Origin of the sequence: Caballeronia sp. LZ033 (assembly GCF_031451265.1) — a bacterium.
Lineage (GTDB): Bacteria > Pseudomonadota > Gammaproteobacteria > Burkholderiales > Burkholderiaceae > Caballeronia.
The window spans coordinates 407,558-424,852 of record NZ_JARUXQ010000003.1 but is presented as its reverse complement, the minus strand read 5'-3'; the positions used below and the strand labels follow the sequence as shown (position 1 = coordinate 424,852).

Here is a 17,295-nt window from a genome sequence, read left to right as displayed (position 1 = left end):
CGCCGCGCTGTCCGCGTTCCGTTCTTGCCCTGACTGTCAGTACGCGACCTGCTCCGCCCGGCCGCCGCGTATCACTTCGATGCCATCGCCCGTCGCCGCGCGCGGCGCGCGTGCGACACGTGCCGGTTCCACCGCGCGACTCGCGGTGCGTGCGCCCGCCAGCGTGCCGAGCGAGAGGCCGGCGGCGGCGCGCGCGGCGCCGTCGTCGGGCTTCGCGGCGGCGAACAGCGGTGCGAACGCGTGCGGCGGCGGCGCTTCGGGATCGGCGGAATTGCGCAGCGCGAGCACCAGACGGCCGGCGTTTTCCGCGAGCGTCAGCGCATCGACGTCGGCGGTGCGGACCGAGAGCACCGCGGTGCGCGGACTGCCTGCACGCAGCGCGGAATCCTTCGCTTCCTTGCCGCCCGCGCGGCCGATCGACGCGTCGCCCACGCCCAGCACGCGCACCTTCGACAGGAGCAGGCGCGCCTGCGTCGAGCCGATCTCCACATCACCCGATGCGCCTTCGCGTTTCAGCGTGAAGAAGACGTCGACGTAATCGCCCGGCCGCACGAAATTGCCGACCGCATTGGTCTCGTCGATGCGCACGGCCACCGCGCGCTCGCCGGGCGCGACGACGTCCGCGAGGCCGCTCGACAGCGTTTCGGCGGTGAGCGGCGCGCCCTTCGGCACGGCGACGAGCGGCACGCGGCCGACGATCACGGACGCATCGCCGAAAGTGCCCGGCGCGGGTTCGGCCTGCATGCGCACGGTCAGGGCGTCGGCGTCGAGCGGCTTGCCCGCGGCCAGATCGCGCGTGGCGATCACGACCGGCGCGAGCCGTTGCGGCGTGGCGAGCGCGGCGGGCTGCGCCGGCGTCCGGTCACGCTCGGGGGAAGGCGCCGGATGGCGCGCGAGCATCACGGCGAAGATGCCGAGAATGACCGCGACCGAAAACAGCAGGATGGCAAGCGTGCGAGTGAGATTGGCCATGGTGTCAGGGCGAGTGGACCAGCAGGCGCGTGCTCATAGCACGTTGTCCGGATCGAGTTGAACCATCGCGCGCGCCACGAGCGAGTCGGGCAGCGCAAGGCCGAAGAGCGGCAGCGTCGGCACCAGCGGACGCTGCGCGTATTGATAGTCGAGCGTCACCTGGATGCAGCGCATCGAGGTGTCATAGGTGCACGGGGCCGGCGTCGCGGTGCAGTCGGCCAGTCCGGCGAGCCAGTTCGTCAGGCCCTTCGCGGCCGTGCAGGCAGCGGTGCTGCGCAGCGCGAGGGAGTCATCGACGGTTGCCGCGCCATCCTGGAAACGCAGTGCGGCGCGTGCGCCCTCCTCGGCCGCGAGCGTCAGCGACTGCTGCGCGACGAAGATCAGGCTGTAGGTGACGATTGCGTAGAACACCACGAAGAACAGCGGGAACACGATCGCGAATTCGATTGCCATGTTGCCGCGTTCGGCGCGGCGGCTGGATCTGCCGGTTTGACGTGCGGGCGTCATGAGGGCACTCCGGCGGCATGCAGCGCGAGATGACAGAGCGCGGCCACCGCGAGCAGCGCGCCGTACGGCGTGCTGTTGCGCCGCCGTTCGGCGAGCGTCATGCCGGTGGACAACTCGTCCAGCGCAACCGTAGTGCGGCGGCGCGCGAACAGCAGCAGCGCATGCAGCGCGGCGCACAGGCTGGCCGCCACCCAGACGCCGAGCAGCGCGCGCGGCCCGCACCAGGCGCCGAGCACCGCGAACGTCTTGACGTCGGCGGCGCCCATCATGCCGAGCAGCCAGAACGGCAGCAGCGCGGCGAAGCCTGCGCCGAGTCCGATCAGCCCGGCGCCGGGCGGCGTTTCGAACGGCGACAGGCGGGCCGCCGCAAGCGCCAGCGCGCACGCGGCGCCCGCCAGAACGAGCGCATTGGGGATGGAACGGCGTCGCCAGTCGCACATGGCAACGGCGCACGCCCACCCCGTGAATAATGCTGATCCGATCGAGAACATGTCGAAAACAAATCCGCCGGCAAACGAATACCGTCATCCGGATTAATCCGGATGTTTTTATATTCCAAAACCGCAAGGCGATAAACATCCTCGCGCTGGCGTGAGCCAGCGCGAGAAGAACATTAAACGCACATGCAGTCTTGCCGTATAACGGCGAAAAGCCGGTTTCTCTCAGGTTCCGGTTTTCGACAGTTCTGTCTTGATTGCCTGGAAGGTACTTTTCAACTGGTCCGCGACATCACCGACCGCCGCCATGATGCCCAGCGCAAGCACGCCGGCAATCAGTCCGTATTCAATGGCGGTAATTCCCCGACTGTCGCGAAGAAACTGCAGGAAGGTTGCTTTCATTATTAATGGCCCTCGGATGGGTTTGCTTCTCTCTGGCCGCATCTACCATCCGGTTCTGCTGCACCCTAAGTGTCAGCCCCCGAAAGGCGATCCAACTCTGTTTTGTATTGCGCTCTCGTCTACACGTCTGGCGCCTCGCGGCGAGCATTTCGTGTGACGTGTCGCTGAGAGGATTTATAACGCATGGCCATCCCAAAATCAATAATCGTCTGACCCAACTTTGTTCAATTTTTGCTTGGCTTCGCTTGATAGCATGCCTTTCGAACTTCCATTAAGTAAGCGCGACGATTGCTGGTGTCCAAAAAGGAATTAAATTCCGGCTGCATGGATTGAGTGTTTGATATATGACGAGTGCGGGTTGACAGGTTTGTCTCGTGTAACCCTCCAATCCGTTACGCGAGCCGTTTCTCGTAACGTTACGTTTCCCCGAAACACTTCAAATGGTGCAACGCGTCATCACACGAGAATCATTCTCGACAACCCCCACAAGTGCTTGAAGCGATTGGCGCTGCGTAAGCCCGACGTCGAATCGGGATCGCGCTGTCCGTGCGATGGCACACCTAATGCAGTTATTCGCCCGCGGTTCGTTCAAACAACATATCGAGGGCCAACATGAATACGAGACACATCGGACGCGAAACCCTGCGGATCACCATCATCGCGGCAGCGGTTGCGGGCGTGCTGTCGCTCGCGGCTTGCGGCGGATCGGGGTCCGTGAGCAAGGCGCCGGGCGGCGCGGGAAGCATCTCCACGGGCGATGCCGGGGGCACCGGCGGCGGTGCGGGTGGAACCGGCAGCGGTTCGGGCGGCGGGTCCGGAACGGGCTCGGGCGGAGGTTCGGGGACCACCACCGGCAGCAATGGCGGCAATGGCGGCGGTGGAAGCGGTGGGGGGAGCGGCGGCGGCACGGGCGGCGGTGGAACCGGTGGCGGCACCGGCGGCGGCACGGGCAGTACGCCGGTCCAGCCGGTCGCGGCTGTCGTCGATAAAACAGGCAACGTGGTGTCCGCGGCAGGCGACACGGTCACGGGCATCGGGACGGCAATCGGCTCGACGACCGCGCCGGGCGTCAGCCCGGGCACCACGAAAGCCGCGGGCGACGTCGTATCGAACGTGGGCGGCGCTGTCTCCACGCTGGGCGACGGCGTGTCGGCCGGCCTCGGCACCATCGGCACCAGCACCAATCCTGTGGGCACCACCGTCGCCAGCGTGGGCGGGGTCGTCCAGAAGACGGGCGACGCGGTGTCGAGCGCGGGCACGCTGGTGTCGAGTCTCGGCACCGGCGCGCTCTCCCCGCTCGCCCCGGTGACGACGCCGGTGGGCAGCATCGTCGGCATCGTCGGCAACGCGGTCCATCAGACCGGCGGCGTGCTCGATACCACGCTCACCAGCGCGCCGGTCACGCAACTCACGCAGACGGTCAGCCAGGCCATCACGCCGATCACCTCGGTCGTCGGCACGACGACGCAGACGGTCGGCTCGGTGACCGGCCTCGGCGCGCCCGTCAACAATCTCCTGACGACCCTCGGCGGCACGCTCGACAACGCCGGCAAGAGCGTCACGGGCACCGGCGCGAATCCGGTCACGGCCGGCGTCGGCAACCTGGTTTCGGCGACGGGACAAACGGTGTCGTCGGTGGGCGGCCTCGTCAACGGCGGCTCGACGGCCAATCCGCTCGCGCCGGTCACCGGTCTGCTCGGCGGCCTGACGGGCGCAGCAGGGGGCACCGGTACGGGCGCGGGCGGCGTGCTTGCACCGGTCACTGGCCTGGTCGGCGGTTTAACGGGCGCGGCGGGCGGAACGGGCTCGGGCGCGGGCGGTGTGCTCGCACCGGTCACGGGTCTGGTCGGCGGCCTGACGGGCGCGGCCGGTGGCACGGGCAGCGGCGCAGGCGCAGGCGGCGTGCTCGCACCGGTCACGGGTCTGGTCGGCGGCGTCACCGGCGCGCTGGCGGGCGCCACGGGAACCGGCGCGGGATCGACCGGCAGCGGCGCCGGCAGCGCAGGTCTGCTCGCACCCGTCACCGGACTGGTCGGCGCATTGACCGGCGCACCGGCCAGCACCGCCGGATCGCCCGGCAATGCAGGCGTGCTCGGCTCGGTGACGACGATCACCGGTGCAGCCGTCGGCGTGACCGTCGCGAGCACGCAAACCTCTACCTCCGCGGGCGCAGGCGCGGGCGCAGGAATCGCGACCACCACCGGCAACACCAGCAGCGGCACCGCCAACAACGGCGGCCTTTTGGGCACGGTGGGCGCCGTGGTAGGCGGCGTGTTGGGAGGCACGCGGCGCTAAACCGGCGCGCGGCAGGGGAGCGCGGTCCACGAAACCTGCGCTTCCCTGCTCTCTGCGTGAAATTGCAAGACACGCAAGACACGCAAGACACGCAGCACCCATAACGACACACGACGAAGAACGCGGCGTCATCCGAACGCACGACGTTCTCGCAACCAACCGAGGGCAACACAATGAAGATCCGTGACTGGACACGGGCGCTCATGCTCGCCGCACTGACGGCGCCCATGGCACACCCCGCGCAGGCGCAGACCGCGCCCGCACCCCGAGCCAGCGTCGGCGGCAATCCGCTCGATGCCCTGCCGCAAGTCAACACGCCGCCCAAGGCGCCCGTCGCGGTGAATGTCGCGCCGCCTGCGCCCGCGCTCGAAGCGCTCCTCGCCCATCACCTCACGCCGTCCAGGGTCGAGATCGAAGGCGTCAAGTCGCTGCCCTTCGAACCGATCGCCGCGCGCTTCACGCCGTTCGTCGGCAAGGACGTGACCGTCGGCCAGCTGATCGAGGCCGCCAACGGCATCACCGCGATGTACAAGGAACACGGCTACGCGCTCTCCTTCGCGTTCATCCCGGCGCAGGCGTTCCAGGACGGCGTCGTGCGCATGACGGTGGTCGAGGGCTATATCGCGAAGGTCATCGTGAAGGGCAATCCGGGCGCCGCCGGGAAGCGCATCCGCGCCGTGGCCGAACGCCTGGAGGCGGACCGGCCGCTCACGCAGGCGAAGTTCGAACGTTACGTCAACGTGCTCGGGATGATTCCGGGCGTGAAGGCGAAGGTGAACGTCGCGCCGCCGCAAACCACCGACGGCGCGACGGCGCTCGAACTCGACGTCGAACGCAAGCCGTTCAACGTCAGCACGGGCATCGACTTCAATCATCCGGGCGTGCAGGGCATCCTGAGCGCGACCGAGAACGGCATGCTCGGGCTCGGCGAATCGCTGACGGCGTCCGCGCTGCTGCCGAAAGGCCGCGACGACCAGACCTATTACGCGCTGAACGGCACGCTGCCGGTGGGCACCGACGGCTTCACCGCCAAGATCGATGCCTCGCACTATCACGGCCATCCGGTCGACAACCCTGGCTTGCCGTCCTATATCGAACGCACGGTGGTCAACGACAAGCTCGCGTTCTCCGGCGTCTATCCGTTCATGCTGAGCAACGCGCGCAGTCTGATCGGCACGGCGACGGTGTACGCCTCGCATGACGAGGACCGCCTCAAGAACACGATCGTGCCCGGCAATCCGTATCTGGCCAATCGCTCGCAGGTCCGGGTCGCGCAGTTGCAGCTCGATTACACCGGCATCAGCGAAGGCGTTGTGCGCCGCGGGAGCTTCAATGTCGCGAAGGCCTTCGACGTGCTCGGGGCATCGAAGAGCGCGGACACGAACATCGCCGGCTACGCGCCCGTCAATCCGGTCTCGCTGACCTTCGTGCGCACCGGCGCCAGCGTCTCGCAAAGCAACGAATGGCCGTGGAAGATCGGCACGGTGCTGTCCGCGACCGGACAATACTCGCCCGATTCCCTGCCGACTTCGGAACAGGTGTCATTCGGCGCGCAGCGTTTCGCGCTGGGCTATCAGCCGGGAGAGGTGTCGGGGGATTCGGGCTGGGGAGCGTCGTTCGAAGTGAACCGGCCGCTGGAGGTCGGCATGACGTACTTGAAGAGCTTCACGCCGTACGTGGCGTTCGATGCCGCGCGCGTCTACCTGCATGGCGGCACGGCGAATCCGCGCAGATTGTCTTCGGTGGGAATCGGCTTTCGCGTGTCCGATGCGAAGCACTACAGCATCGATTTGTCGGTGGCGAAGGCGGTCGGCGATGCGCCCGTCGAGAACACGTCACGCAGCCCGCGCGTGAATGCAACCTTGTCGTATCAACTGGATTGACGCGCGGGGCGAGCCCGCGCGTGCAGCACTGAAATTACGGCGCCGAAGCCGGTGCGGGCTGGCCGGCCTTCTTCGCGTTGATCTTCGCCTGCGCGTTCTGCAGGTTCTGCGGATAGTTGGTCTGCTCGCCGGACGGGTTGTAGCCGTTCTGCTCCAGCTGCTTCAGCTCGGCGTTCTTCTTCGCGCGCGCCTGCTTGCGCTCCGCTTTCCTGACCTGCTTCGGCGTGGAAGCCGCGGAATCCTGCGCCAGCGCGGGCGCGGCGGGCAAGGTCAGGAGCGCGGCGACGGACAAAGCGATGACAGCCAACGGTGCGGTGCGTTTGTTCATGATCGGTCTTCTCCGGAAGGGATGGCGACGGGTGGACTTGCTGGCATCGCAACAGCAATAGACGGGCCACATCCCCGCCACCCCTCGCGCCGCTTCAGCGATCGACGATCCGGCTCAGATTCCCGCGCACGCGCTGGAGCAACATGACAAGCTGCTCGCTTTCCTTGCGGGTGAATCCTGCGAGCGCCTCGGCGGTGATTTCGTCGCCGACGCGCCGCGCGCTGTCGAGCGCTTTCTCCGCCTTCGCGGTCATGCGCACCTGACGTTCACGGCGATCGTCGGGATTGAGCAGCCGTTCGATCCAGCCGCCCTCTTCCATGCGATCGAGCAGCCTTCCGGCGGAAATCGGCGCGACTTCGAGCAAGCCGGCCAGACGCGCCTGATTGACCTCGCCGTAATGCGAGAGATAGGCGAGCACGCGGCATTGCGCGCGCGTGAGATTGAGCGACGACTTCGCGAGTTCGTCGAAACGGTTGCCGCACAGGCGGTCCACGTCCGCGACCAGGAAGCCGAAGCGTTTGTCGAGTTGGGTTTCCATCGCGCGATTATAGGGAACAGACGGCCTCCCGCGCATCCACCGTTTATGTCCGCACTGGCGCGCGGCAGCCGTCGTCTTATAATAAGCGTGCTTATCATCACCCTGATTACAATCTACACTCTGCCGTCACGCGCGGCCGCCTCCATGTCCTCCGAAGCATCAACAGCAAGCGCCGCGGCGCCTCTCAACCGCGGCATGCTGACCGTCTCGATCATGCTCGCCACGCTGATCCAGACGCTCGACAGCACCATCGCCAACGTGGCGCTGCCGCACATGCAGGGCGCGCTGTCGGCGTCGCAGGACGAGATTACGTGGGTGTTGACCTCGTATATTGTCGCGGCCGCCATCGCCACGCCGCTGACGGGCTGGCTCTCCGACCAGCTCAGCGTGAAGAAGCTGCTGTGCATCTCCATTGCCGGCTTCACGGTGGCGTCGGCCTTGTGCGGGCTGTCGGAAACGCTGGCGCAGATCGTCGCGTCGCGGCTGTTGCAGGGCGTGTTCGGGGCGTCGCTGGTGCCGCTGTCGCAATCCATCCTGCTCGACATCAATCCGCGCGAGAAACAAGGCCAGGCCATGGCCGTGTGGGGCATGGGCGTGATGGTCGGCCCGATTCTCGGCCCGACGCTCGGCGGCTGGCTCACCGACAGCTACAACTGGCGCTGGGTGTTCTTCATCAACGTACCGATCGGCGCGTTCGCGCTGTTCGGTGTGACGACGTTCCTGCCGGCCCAGGTTGCGCGCCGCGCGGTGAAGTTCGACGCCTTCGGCTTCGCGACCCTGGGCCTTGCGATCGGCGCTTTCCAGGCGATGCTGGACCGCGGCGAGCAACTCGACTGGTTCGGCTCGATGGAAATCCGCATCGAGGCCATTCTCGCCGCGTTGAGCTTCGTGTTCTTCATTGCGCACACGGCGACGGCCGGCCCGCGCTCCTTCTTCAAGTACAAGCTGTTGAAGGATGGCAATTTCGCGACCGGCACGCTGTTCATTTTCGTGATCGGCGCGGTGATGTACGCGACCCGCGCGCTGCTGCCGCCGATGCTGCAAAACCTGATGAACTATCCGGTCGCGACCACGGGCCTCGTCACGGCGCCGAGCGGCGCGGGCACCATGCTGGCGATGCTGATGGCGGGCCGGCTGCTCAAACACGTCGATGCACGCGTGCTGCTGCTTTCGGGCTTCCTGGTGTCGGCGTATGCGCTGTGGCAGATGATGCACTACACGATCGTGCTGTCGGCGTCGGATATCGTGTGGCCCGGTGTGATCCAGGGCTTCGGGCTGGGGCTGGTGTTCGTGCCGCTGTCGGCGCTGACCTTCTCGACACTGGCGCCGGAACTGCGCGCCGACGGCACCGCCACTTACAGCCTGGCGCGCAATATCGGCAGCAGTATCGGTATTTCGATCGTGCAGACGCTGATGACGCGCAACACGCAGATCGCGCACGCGGACCTGGCTGCGCATGTCACGCCGTTCGATCCGGCGATGCAGTCCATCCTGAACGGCTCGATGCAGGACATGGCGATGCTCAACCAGACCATTACCCAGCAGGCGACGATGATCGCCTATATCAACGACTTCAAGCTGATGTTCGTCGCGACGCTGCTGGTCGTACCGCTCTTGTTGCTGATCCGGCCCGCCAAAAACGGCACGGCCGACGACAACATCGCGCACGCGGCGATGGACTGAGCGCAGCCACCGTCACCGGCGCCTCAGACGCTGACCGTGCGTTTTTCGAGCATCCCGCCGAACGCCTCGGCCGACAGGGGCATGGCGAGCAGAAAGCCCTGCATTTCGTCGCACGCCATGTCCTGCAGCCGGTTCAGTTGCGAACCCGTCTCGACGCCCTCCGCCACCACGTCCATGTCCAGCGAATGCGCGAGCGCGATGATCGCCGAGACGATCGCGCGGCCTTCCTGGCCGTTCTCGTCGAGCCCGTTGGTGAAGAAGCGGTCGATCTTCAACTGCTTGGCGCGGAAGCGTTGCAGATAGGCAAGACTCGAATAACCGGTGCCGAAATCATCGATGGCGATCTCGATGCCGTTCTCCTGGAACGCGCGGATCATCTCGATGGTCCGCGGCGCGTCCTGCATCGCCACCGTTTCGGTGATCTCGAACATGATCTGTTCGCTCGGCACGCCCTCTTCGCGCACGATCCGCATGACGTTTTCGACGAGATCCGCCTCGTGCATCTGCCGCGGCGACAGGTTGATCGCCACCTTGACCGGCGGGCGGCCCTCCGCGCGCCAGCGCGACAAGTGCCGGCAGGTCTCGCGCACCACCCAGTAACCGATCTGCACGATCTGCCCCGAGCGCTCGGCGATCGGAATGAATTCGAGCGGCGTCAGTGTGCCGATCTGCGGATGGTCGAGGCGGATCAACGCCTCCGCGCCCGCCAGGTCGCCGCTCTTGCCGTGGAATTTCGGCTGGAACAGCAGGTAGAAATGCCCGCCGCTCAACGCCTCGTGCAGCGCCTGCTGGATCTGCAGCGTGCGCACGGCCGCCTCGTTCATGCTCGCCTCGAAGAAGCGATAGGTGCTGCGTCCGCCGCGCTTCGCCTCGTACATCGCGATGTCGGCGTGTTTGAGCAGCGCCTCCACGCTGTCGCCGTCCTGCGGATACAGCGCGATGCCGATGCTTGGCATCACCTGCAACGGATGGCTCGACACCATCAGCCCCTGTTTCATCGTGTCCAGGATGCGCTCGGACATTTTCTCGGCGTCGGTGGGCGCGTTCAGGTTTTCCAGCATCACGACGAACTCGTCGCCGCCCAGACGCGCAACCGTATCGCCGCCGCGCACGCATTCCTGCAAACGGCGCGCGAACGCCTTCAGCACTTCGTCGCCAATCGTATGGCCGAGCGAATCGTTGATGGTCTTGAAGCCGTCGAGGTCCATGAAGAGGATCGCGAAGCGGCTGCGTTGCTGCGTCGCATGGCGGATCGCCCGTTCGATGCGCTCGTTCATCGTGCGGCGGTTGGGCAGATCCGTGAGCGTGTCGAAGGTGGCCATGCGGACGATCTGGCCGTTCAGCCGCGACACCGAGCCGGCCAGCAAGGCGGTGCGCGCGTCGAAGCGCGACAGCACCAGCGTGATGATGAGGATCGCAAACGTGAACAGCGCGACGGTGGTGGCGAGCCAGTGCGCATCGACATCGTTGGCCGCGCCGCAGATGGAGCCCGGCACGAATTCCGCCGCCGCGTTGCCGGTGTAGTGCATGCCGCAGATGGCGATGCCCATCACGACCGCCGACGCGACGCGCTTCGCCATCATGTTGCGCAGGTTCGCGGCCGAGAGCGTGTGCGCGATCCACAGCGCCGCGCCCGACGCCACCACGGCGATGACGATCGACGCCGCATACAGCACCGGATCGTAGGTGATGGCCGGCTGCATGCGCATGGCGGCGTCGCCGGTGTAGTGCATGGCGGCGATGCCGGCGCCCATCAGCAGGCTGCTCGCGACGAGCCGTCGGGCCGTGAGGCGCTTGCCCGTGATCACATGCAGCGCGAAGAACGACACCAGCACCGCGATGCCGAGCGATCCGGCGGTGATCTTGAGGTCATAGCCGAGTGGAATTGGCAGCTGGAAGGCCAGCACGCCGATGAAATGCATCGACCAGATGCCGATGCCCATGGAAGCGGCGCCGCCGGCCAGCCAGATTTGCCGCCCGCGCGACTGCGCGAGGTTGGCGATGCGTGCCGAAATGTCGAGTGCGGTAAATGAAGCAAGCGTCGCGACCACCAGCGATGCCGCGACCAGCCAGAGATTGTAGGTGCCGTGCATGTTCGCCAATGGACCGAAGACTCGTTTGAGTGAGCGTCTTATCGGCTTCCGGAATCCGACCTTTAGGGTCGCCAACGGAATTTTTCGCAAAGCACTTCACGCAAACGTTAGAGCTGCGGATCGAGCAGCGCGACGACGCGCTCGAGCAGCTTTTCGGTCAGCGGGCGGCGCCGCCAGTCGTCCAGCGTAATGCGTTTCGCGTGCGTCACGTCGTCGTCGAAAATCGCGGTCTGGCGGCGCGCGAAATCGCGGTCGTAAATGTTGAGGTTGGCCTCGTCGTTCAGCTTGAAGGAGCGGCTGTCGAAGTTGGTCGAGCCGACCGACACCAGATACTCGTCGACCACGATCAGCTTGCAATGGAACATCGTAGGCTGATATTCGAACATCTCAACGCCCGCCGCCAGCAGGTCGCCCCAGCAGGCGCGCGACGCTTCCCGCACCGTATGCGTGTCGATGCGCTTGCCCGGCGTGATGATGCGCACCCGCACGCCGCGCTTCGCCGCCTCGACGATGGCGTTGATCGTCAGCTTGTCCGGCACGAAATACGCGCTGGACAGATGGATGGAGTGCGTCGCGGCGGTGATCGCCATCAGATACATGAGCTGCATGTCGTCGCTGCCGCCCGAGGGCGAGCTGCTGAACATGTGCGCGAGGCCGTCGCCTGCCGCGTCGATCTCCGGAAAATAGCGCGGACCGTGCAGGACATTGCCGGTCGCCTTGATCCAGTTGTCCATGAAGACTGCCTGCATCTGGCCGACCGCCGGACCCTCGACCCAGAAGTGCGTGTCGCGCCAGTGCTTTTCGTCCTGCGCGTGTCCGGTCCACTCGTCGGCGATGCCCACGCCGCCGGTGAAACCGATGCGTCCGTCGATCACCAGCAGCTTGCGATGCGTACGGTCGTTCATGCGGCCGAGGCCGGTCCAATGCGGCTTGTGATACTGGATGACCTCGGCGCCGGCGTCGCGCAGCATGTGCAGATAGCGCTTGTCCATCTTCGACGAACCTACCCAGTCGAGCAGCACATGTACCGAGACGCCCGATCGCGCCTTCTCCGAGAGCGTCTGGGCGAACTCCTCGCCGATTCCGCCTGACCAGTAGATGAAGGTCTCGAAGGTAATCGTGTCGCGGGCGGCGCGGATGGCGTCCAGCATCTTCGGGAAGATCTGGTCGCCGTTCAGGAGCACCTCGAAGCGGTTGCCGCCAATGACGGGCGGCCCGAGCAGCAGGCCCATCGAGCGGAGGAACTGCGGGTCGTCGCTGGCGTACTCGCGCTCTATCTTGTGTTCGATCTTCTTCTCGCCGCTCGAAAGATTGGCGATGAGGAGCACGACGATCAGCGTCACTACGACAGTCAGAACAATCACGGCAAGCGTCGGCATACGCGGGCCTCGCGAAACGAACATGCGTCCGGAATGTCGATGGAAGCAGTTTTCGGGCCGCGTGCGGGTGTCTTTACCTGCTCAGCTCTTCGCGGACATCCAGCCCTGCGACTGGCCGAGTTTCTGGATCTGCTTCGCGATGGCGTCCGCGAGACGTTTTTCGTCAGACGAGACGTCCGCATGCTTCTTCTCCGAGACCGCGTGCAAGCCGCCCGACACGGCCAGCGAACTGGCCACGTGCCCCGCCGCCGCGCCGACGCCGGCCATTTCCGCCATGCCCGGCGCGTGGCCGCTGTCGGCATTGGCGTCGAACTGTTCCAGCACTTGCGGTACGCCGTAGGCCGGCTTGAGCACCAGTTGCACCGTCGCGCCGACGCGGCTCTCGCCCGCCCCCAGGCCGATCACCATGCGGCGGCGGCGATTGCCCGCATCGATCGTATTGAAACTGCCTTCGATCATCAGCACGTTCTGGCCGTCGGGCGGCGGGACGTCGGCGCGAATGGCGCGCAGGCCCATCGACTGGAGCTTCGCGACGATCTCGTTCGCCACTTCCTCGCGGGCAGCGACGGCGTCCTGCGCTTGCTTGTCGGCCTGTGAATCGCCGGACATCGCCGCGCCGAGCTTCGACAGCATGCCGTGATTGTCGAGCTTGACGTCGCTGGCATCGCTGGCGAACGGGTAGACGTAGAGGGTATCGGGACGCAGCGTCTGCACGGACGCGCTCGTCGTCTGAGCGTATGCGCCGGACGCGTCCGCGGCCTGCGCGGGGTTGTCGGCACAGCCTGCCAGCAGCGCCGTACCGACGACCAGTGCGGCGAGGGTTTTGCTGAAGAAGGCGTTGATCGGGTTGAACATGATGTGGCTCCGGAAGTGTGGATTCGTTGACGGTTCGTATCGCGCGACGAGGATGCGGCGGTCTTGCTGCTGTCCTGATCCGTGATGTCATCTGTGCGTGATACGGCGTGGGTTCCGTTGCTGTTCTACGTCCCGCAGGGTGTTCCGGTCACGCAGGCGCAACTATGGACGATGCCTTTTCATGCCGCCATCGAGCATTTATGTCGTGCGGTTTCATCCGCCGCGAAGGCCCGCGCAGCAAGGCTTTCAGGCCAGTCAAAAGATGCAGCGCGGGACAGGGCTCATGCAGATTCGGCGGGCTTCTGGTTTACTGCCGGTCACGTCATCACTTCGCATCGCGCGCCGCGCGATGCATTCCGTCACACCTGTTCAAGGAGAGAAAGATGGATCTCAAGATCGCCAACAAGCTCGCGCTCGTGTCCGGATCGACAAAAGGCATCGGGCACGCCATCGCGGTGGCGCTCGCGCGCGAGGGCGCCCGCGTGATCGTGAACGGCCGCTCGCAAGCTTCCGTCGATGCCGCGCTCACCAAACTGCGCGAGCAGGTTCCGGATGCACAGGCCGAAGGCTTCGCCGGCGATGTCTCCGACGCCGCCCAGGTCGATACGCTGGTTGCGCGCTTTCCGCATGTCGACATTCTCGTGAACAACATGGGCATCTTCGATCCGAAGCCCTTCGAGGACATCAGCGACGACGAATGGCTGCGCTTTCTCAACGCCAACGTGATGTCCGGCGTGCGCCTGTCACGCGCCTATCTTCCGAAGATGAAGGAGAAGAACTGGGGCCGCGTGGTGTTCATCAGCAGCGAGAGCGGCGTGCAGATTCCCGTCGAGATGATTCATTACGGCGTGACCAAGACCGCGCAGATCGCGCTGGCGCGCGGGCTGGCGGAAACCTGCGCGGGCACCGGCGTCACGGTCAATTCGGTGCTGCCGGGTCCGACGAGTTCGGAAGGCGTGACGGAATTCGTCGAGAAGCTGTCGGGCGGGAAGAGCTTCCACGAGTTCGAAACGCAGTTCTTCGAGGAAGCCCGGCCAACTTCGATCCTCAAGCGTTTCATCACGCCCGAGGAGATCGCCAACATGGTGGCCTATGTGTGTTCCGAACTTTCGGCGGCAACCAACGGCGCAGCCTTGCGTGCCGATGGCGGCGTGATCCGCGCGGCGTTCTGACGGCTAGCCGCCGCTGAGGCGGCGCGCCTCTTCGAGTGCTTCGACGATGGCCGCGACAGTGCGCTCGCGCGCGGCCTCGTCATTCTGGCGCAGCGCGTAGGACGGGTGATAGGTCGCGACGACCTGTCGATCCTTGTACGTCACCACGCGGCCGATATGCGCCGAGAGCGTCGCGCGGCGGCCGAACAGCGCCGCCAGCGCCGTCGCACCGAGCGCGACGATGACCGGCGCGCCCACGTCGTGCAGTTCCTGTTCGAGCCAGTAAGAACACGCGTCGACTTCCTGCTGCGCGGGCGTCTTGTGCAGACGCCGCTTGCCGCGCGGCTCCCATTTGAAGTGTTTCACCGCGTTGGTCAGATACACCTGCTCGCGCGGAACGCCGGCGCGCCGCATGGCTTCGTCGAGCAACTGTCCGGCCGGGCCGACGAACGGCTCGCCTTTCAGGTCTTCCTGATCGCCGGGCTGTTCGCCGAGCAGCATGATGCGCGCGCCCGACGGTCCCGCGCCCGGCACCGCCTGCGTCGCGTGCCGCCAGAGATCGCAGCGGCGGCAGCTATCGAGCGACGTGGGCGCGTCGCGTTCGGGCTGGGCTTCGTGGGCGTCGACCTGCACGGCCTTGCCGCCGAGCGCGCCCACGCTCGACGCCTGCGCAACGCGGCGCGCGCCGCCACGTGCTGCGCTGACCATCTGCGGGATCAGCGCGCCCTCCGGCAGCCCTTTCCAGAAGCGCACCGGCATATGCTGTTCGAGCGCCGACTCGTTCAGCCGCGCGGGGTTGAAGATGCTGCGGTAATAGGTCATCCAGAGGCCTTCGGCGGCGTCGGGCGTGTCGACCGCATGTTCCGACGCCAGCGCACGGCGGCGTTCGAGTTGCAGGCGCGCGCCGTCGAACATCGCGGCGCCGTCCGGCGTTGCAATCAGCCAGGTCGAGCGGCCCATGCGCGCCGCGAAATGCTCGGCGCCCCAGGCGAGGACGTCGTGATCCGGCTCGTACCACGCGACGTATTCGGGCGCGCCGAGCGCCGCATCGCGCTGGCGGAACCGCACGTACGCGATCATGTCGTGCTGGGCGCGCCGCACCGCCTTGGCCATCTTGTAGAGGCGCGCGCCGTCTTCATCGGCGGCGGAGGCCGCAGAGCGGTCGCCCTGCGCCCAGCGCCACAATACCCGGTAGAGGAAGCTCCAGCGACGCTCGTCGCGGAAATGCGCGGCGTCCTTCAGCAGCGCCGACAACTCCCGCGACACGCGGATCCGTGGCGCATCCGGTGCATCCTGTTGAGGAGCGGCTTCGTTGAACAGCGCCGGTTCGGCCTGCGCCGTGCGCCAGTCGATCGACTCGGGCGCGAGGCCCTGCGCGAGCGCATCGAGCGCGGCGGTGCGCCAGGCATCGAAATCGTCGTCGATGGAGATGATGCGCATCAGATCAGCATCAGATCAATAAGAGCTGTACCGGTCCGGTCGCAAGCGCTCGCCGCAAGTTCTCCGACGGCGTGTCCGCCAGCGGCGGCTTGTAGTCGGCCGTCACGACGAACGGCTTCACCTTGTCCATCGCGCAGCGCAGCCGGACGAGGTCGTCGTAGCGCACTCGCCGCGCGCGCCGCAATTCGACGATGCGCTTCGCATTGCGCATGCCGATGCCCGGCACACGCGCGATCATCCGCGCCGGCGCAGCGTTCAGATCGACCGGAAAGCGTTCGCGATGGGCGAGCGCCCAGGCAAGTTTCGGATCGACGTCGAGCGGCAGGTTGCCGGCATCGCCGAGCAGTTCGGCCGCGTTGAAGCCATAGCCGCGCATCAGGAAATCCGCTTGATAGAGGCGGTGTTCGCGCAGCAGCGGCGGCGCCTTCGACGGCACGCCCGACGGACTGTCGGGAATCGGGCTGAACGCGGAGTAGTACACGCGCTTCAGCTGATAGGAACCATAGAGCGTTTCGGCGGTGCCGAGGATGGTGCGGTCATCGGTTTCATCGGCGCCGACGATCATTTGCGTGCTCTGCCCCGCCGGCGCAAAACGCGGCGCGCGCGGCTCCGCTTCCGACTCCTCGCGAGCGACGCGAATGTTGCCCATGGCGAGCTTGATGGTGCGGCCGCTTTTTTCGGGCGCGAGGCGTTCAAGGCTGATTTCCGTCGGCAACTCGATGTTCACGCTCAGCCGGTCGGCATAGCGGCCGGCCAGCGCGATGAGTTCCGGATCGGCGTCGGGGATGGTCTTCAGATGGATATAGCCGCGAAAGTGATGTTTCTCGCGCAGCGATTTCGCGACCTGCACGAGCTGGTCCATTGTGTAGTTCGACGAGCGGATCACGCCGGAACTGAGAAACAGCCCGTCGATGTAATTGCGGCGGTAGAAGTCCAGCGTGAGGTTCACGACTTCGTCGGGCGTGAAGCGCGCTCGCGGCACGTTGCTAGAACGGCGGTTGACGCAATACTGGCAGTCGTACAGACAGAAGTTGGTCAGCAGAATCTTGAGCAGCGAGACACAGCGCCCGTCCGGCGTGAAGCTGTGGCAGATGCCGGAGCCGGTGCTGGCGCCGAGGCCGTCGATGCCGCGCGATTCACGCTTGGGCGCCCCGCCGCTCGCACACGACGCGTCGTACTTGGCGGCGTCGGCGAGTATTTCGAGCTTTTCGGAGAGTTCCATCTTAAGGGCGATACTGTGTTTATATACAGTATCTCATGTCGGGTGAGGGTTGAGAAGGAGGTTGACTGGGGAGTTGTCGCAACACTTCCGCAGGTTGCGGGCCCGGCGTT

Annotated in this window: 15 protein-coding genes; 4 read left to right on the top strand and 11 right to left on the bottom strand. The window is 65.9% G+C overall.

The features are described 5' to 3' along the window. Positions 1 to 36 precede the first annotated feature (36 nt). From cpaB to QCE62_RS23145, 4 genes are all read right to left on the bottom strand, one after another. Positions 37 to 972, bottom strand: coding sequence for a Flp pilus assembly protein CpaB (cpaB, locus tag QCE62_RS23160; RefSeq protein WP_309923585.1), 936 nt, complete (start codon positions 970 to 972; stop codon positions 37 to 39). 33 nt (positions 973 to 1,005) lie between these two features. Further along, a complete protein-coding gene (locus QCE62_RS23155) occupies positions 1,006 to 1,479 on the bottom strand; it encodes a pilus assembly protein (protein ID WP_309923584.1) in 474 nt (157 codons plus the stop codon). Further along, the gene (locus tag QCE62_RS23150) at positions 1,476 to 1,970 is read right to left on the bottom strand and encodes an A24 family peptidase (protein WP_309923581.1); all 495 of its coding nucleotides are present in this window, start codon (positions 1,968 to 1,970) and stop codon (positions 1,476 to 1,478) included. Before QCE62_RS23150 ends, QCE62_RS23155 begins: the two co-directional genes overlap by 4 nt. A 171-nt stretch (positions 1,971 to 2,141) precedes the next feature. Continuing rightward, positions 2,142 to 2,318 carry a Flp family type IVb pilin gene (locus QCE62_RS23145; protein WP_309815697.1) on the bottom strand — a complete coding sequence of 59 codons (177 nt, stop codon included), beginning with the start codon at positions 2,316 to 2,318 and terminating at the stop codon, positions 2,142 to 2,144. Between the two features lie 612 nt (positions 2,319 to 2,930). On the opposite strand from QCE62_RS23145, the gene QCE62_RS23140 reads away from it, so the two are divergent. Both QCE62_RS23140 and QCE62_RS23135 read left to right on the top strand, forming a co-directional pair. Then, positions 2,931 to 4,613: a collagen-like triple helix repeat-containing protein gene (locus QCE62_RS23140; protein ID WP_309923579.1), complete on the top strand. Its 1,683-nt coding sequence runs from the start codon at positions 2,931 to 2,933 to the stop codon at positions 4,611 to 4,613. Positions 4,614 to 4,786: 173 nt separating this feature from the next. Then, positions 4,787 to 6,496, top strand: coding sequence for a POTRA domain-containing protein (locus tag QCE62_RS23135; protein WP_309923577.1), 1,710 nt, complete (start codon positions 4,787 to 4,789; stop codon positions 6,494 to 6,496). A 34-nt stretch (positions 6,497 to 6,530) separates the two neighbouring features. Here QCE62_RS23135 and QCE62_RS23130 read toward each other — a convergent pair whose 3' ends face one another. Both QCE62_RS23130 and QCE62_RS23125 read right to left on the bottom strand, forming a co-directional pair. Further along, on the bottom strand, positions 6,531 to 6,824 hold the full coding sequence (locus QCE62_RS23130) for a DUF4148 domain-containing protein (protein WP_309923574.1): 294 nt from the start codon (positions 6,822 to 6,824) through the stop codon (positions 6,531 to 6,533). A 94-nt stretch (positions 6,825 to 6,918) separates the two neighbouring features. After that, entirely contained in the window at positions 6,919 to 7,362 is a 444-nt protein-coding gene (locus QCE62_RS23125; RefSeq protein ID WP_309923573.1) for a MarR family transcriptional regulator, read from the bottom strand. 144 nt (positions 7,363 to 7,506) lie between these two features. Between QCE62_RS23125 and QCE62_RS23120 the strand changes: the two genes are divergently transcribed. Further along, positions 7,507 to 9,045, top strand: coding sequence for a DHA2 family efflux MFS transporter permease subunit (locus QCE62_RS23120; protein WP_309923571.1), 1,539 nt, complete (start codon positions 7,507 to 7,509; stop codon positions 9,043 to 9,045). 23 nt (positions 9,046 to 9,068) lie between these two features. Here QCE62_RS23120 and QCE62_RS23115 read toward each other — a convergent pair whose 3' ends face one another. From QCE62_RS23115 to QCE62_RS23105, 3 genes are all read right to left on the bottom strand, one after another. Next, positions 9,069 to 11,138: an EAL domain-containing protein gene (locus QCE62_RS23115; RefSeq protein ID WP_309925257.1), complete on the bottom strand. Its 2,070-nt coding sequence runs from the start codon at positions 11,136 to 11,138 to the stop codon at positions 9,069 to 9,071. A 107-nt stretch (positions 11,139 to 11,245) separates the two neighbouring features. Continuing rightward, the gene (gene cls / locus QCE62_RS23110) at positions 11,246 to 12,517 is read right to left on the bottom strand and encodes a cardiolipin synthase (protein WP_309923569.1); all 1,272 of its coding nucleotides are present in this window, start codon (positions 12,515 to 12,517) and stop codon (positions 11,246 to 11,248) included. 81 nt (positions 12,518 to 12,598) lie between these two features. Continuing rightward, positions 12,599 to 13,372: a DUF4410 domain-containing protein gene (locus QCE62_RS23105; protein WP_309923567.1), complete on the bottom strand. Its 774-nt coding sequence runs from the start codon at positions 13,370 to 13,372 to the stop codon at positions 12,599 to 12,601. 383 nt (positions 13,373 to 13,755) lie between these two features. Between QCE62_RS23105 and QCE62_RS23100 the strand changes: the two genes are divergently transcribed. Further along, positions 13,756 to 14,544, top strand: a complete 789-nt coding sequence (locus QCE62_RS23100; RefSeq protein ID WP_309923565.1) for an SDR family oxidoreductase — start codon at positions 13,756 to 13,758, stop codon at positions 14,542 to 14,544. 3 nt (positions 14,545 to 14,547) lie between these two features. Here QCE62_RS23100 and QCE62_RS23095 read toward each other — a convergent pair whose 3' ends face one another. Further along, positions 14,548 to 15,963: a UdgX family uracil-DNA binding protein gene (locus QCE62_RS23095; RefSeq protein WP_309923563.1), complete on the bottom strand. Its 1,416-nt coding sequence runs from the start codon at positions 15,961 to 15,963 to the stop codon at positions 14,548 to 14,550. A 10-nt stretch (positions 15,964 to 15,973) separates the two neighbouring features. Beyond that, positions 15,974 to 17,185 (bottom strand): putative DNA modification/repair radical SAM protein, encoded by a 1,212-nt coding sequence (locus QCE62_RS23090; protein ID WP_309923561.1) that lies wholly within the window; start codon positions 17,183 to 17,185, stop codon positions 15,974 to 15,976. Positions 17,186 to 17,295 lie beyond the last annotated feature (110 nt).

What these genes read in the sequence shown, in the direction of transcription:
- QCE62_RS23090 (WP_309923561.1), bottom strand. Translation starts at nt 17,185, where the DNA reads ATGGAACTCTCCGAAAAGCTCGAAATACTCGCCGACGCCGCCAAGTAC.
- cpaB (WP_309923585.1), bottom strand. Translation starts at nt 972, where the DNA reads ATGGCCAATCTCACTCGCACGCTTGCCATCCTGCTGTTTTCGGTCGCG.
- QCE62_RS23100 (WP_309923565.1), top strand. Translation starts at nt 13,756, where the DNA reads ATGGATCTCAAGATCGCCAACAAGCTCGCGCTCGTGTCCGGATCGACA.
- QCE62_RS23150 (WP_309923581.1), bottom strand. Translation starts at nt 1,970, where the DNA reads ATGTTCTCGATCGGATCAGCATTATTCACGGGGTGGGCGTGCGCCGTT.
- QCE62_RS23095 (WP_309923563.1), bottom strand. Translation starts at nt 15,963, where the DNA reads ATGCGCATCATCTCCATCGACGACGATTTCGATGCCTGGCGCACCGCC.
- QCE62_RS23125 (WP_309923573.1), bottom strand. Translation starts at nt 7,362, where the DNA reads ATGGAAACCCAACTCGACAAACGCTTCGGCTTCCTGGTCGCGGACGTG.
- QCE62_RS23115 (WP_309925257.1), bottom strand. Translation starts at nt 11,138, where the DNA reads ATGCACGGCACCTACAATCTCTGGCTGGTCGCGGCATCGCTGGTGGTC.
- QCE62_RS23135 (WP_309923577.1), top strand. Translation starts at nt 4,787, where the DNA reads ATGAAGATCCGTGACTGGACACGGGCGCTCATGCTCGCCGCACTGACG.
- QCE62_RS23140 (WP_309923579.1), top strand. Translation starts at nt 2,931, where the DNA reads ATGAATACGAGACACATCGGACGCGAAACCCTGCGGATCACCATCATC.
- cls (WP_309923569.1), bottom strand. Translation starts at nt 12,517, where the DNA reads ATGCCGACGCTTGCCGTGATTGTTCTGACTGTCGTAGTGACGCTGATC.
- QCE62_RS23145 (WP_309815697.1), bottom strand. Translation starts at nt 2,318, where the DNA reads ATGAAAGCAACCTTCCTGCAGTTTCTTCGCGACAGTCGGGGAATTACC.
- QCE62_RS23105 (WP_309923567.1), bottom strand. Translation starts at nt 13,372, where the DNA reads ATGTTCAACCCGATCAACGCCTTCTTCAGCAAAACCCTCGCCGCACTG.
- QCE62_RS23155 (WP_309923584.1), bottom strand. Translation starts at nt 1,479, where the DNA reads ATGACGCCCGCACGTCAAACCGGCAGATCCAGCCGCCGCGCCGAACGC.
- QCE62_RS23130 (WP_309923574.1), bottom strand. Translation starts at nt 6,824, where the DNA reads ATGAACAAACGCACCGCACCGTTGGCTGTCATCGCTTTGTCCGTCGCC.
- QCE62_RS23120 (WP_309923571.1), top strand. Translation starts at nt 7,507, where the DNA reads ATGTCCTCCGAAGCATCAACAGCAAGCGCCGCGGCGCCTCTCAACCGC.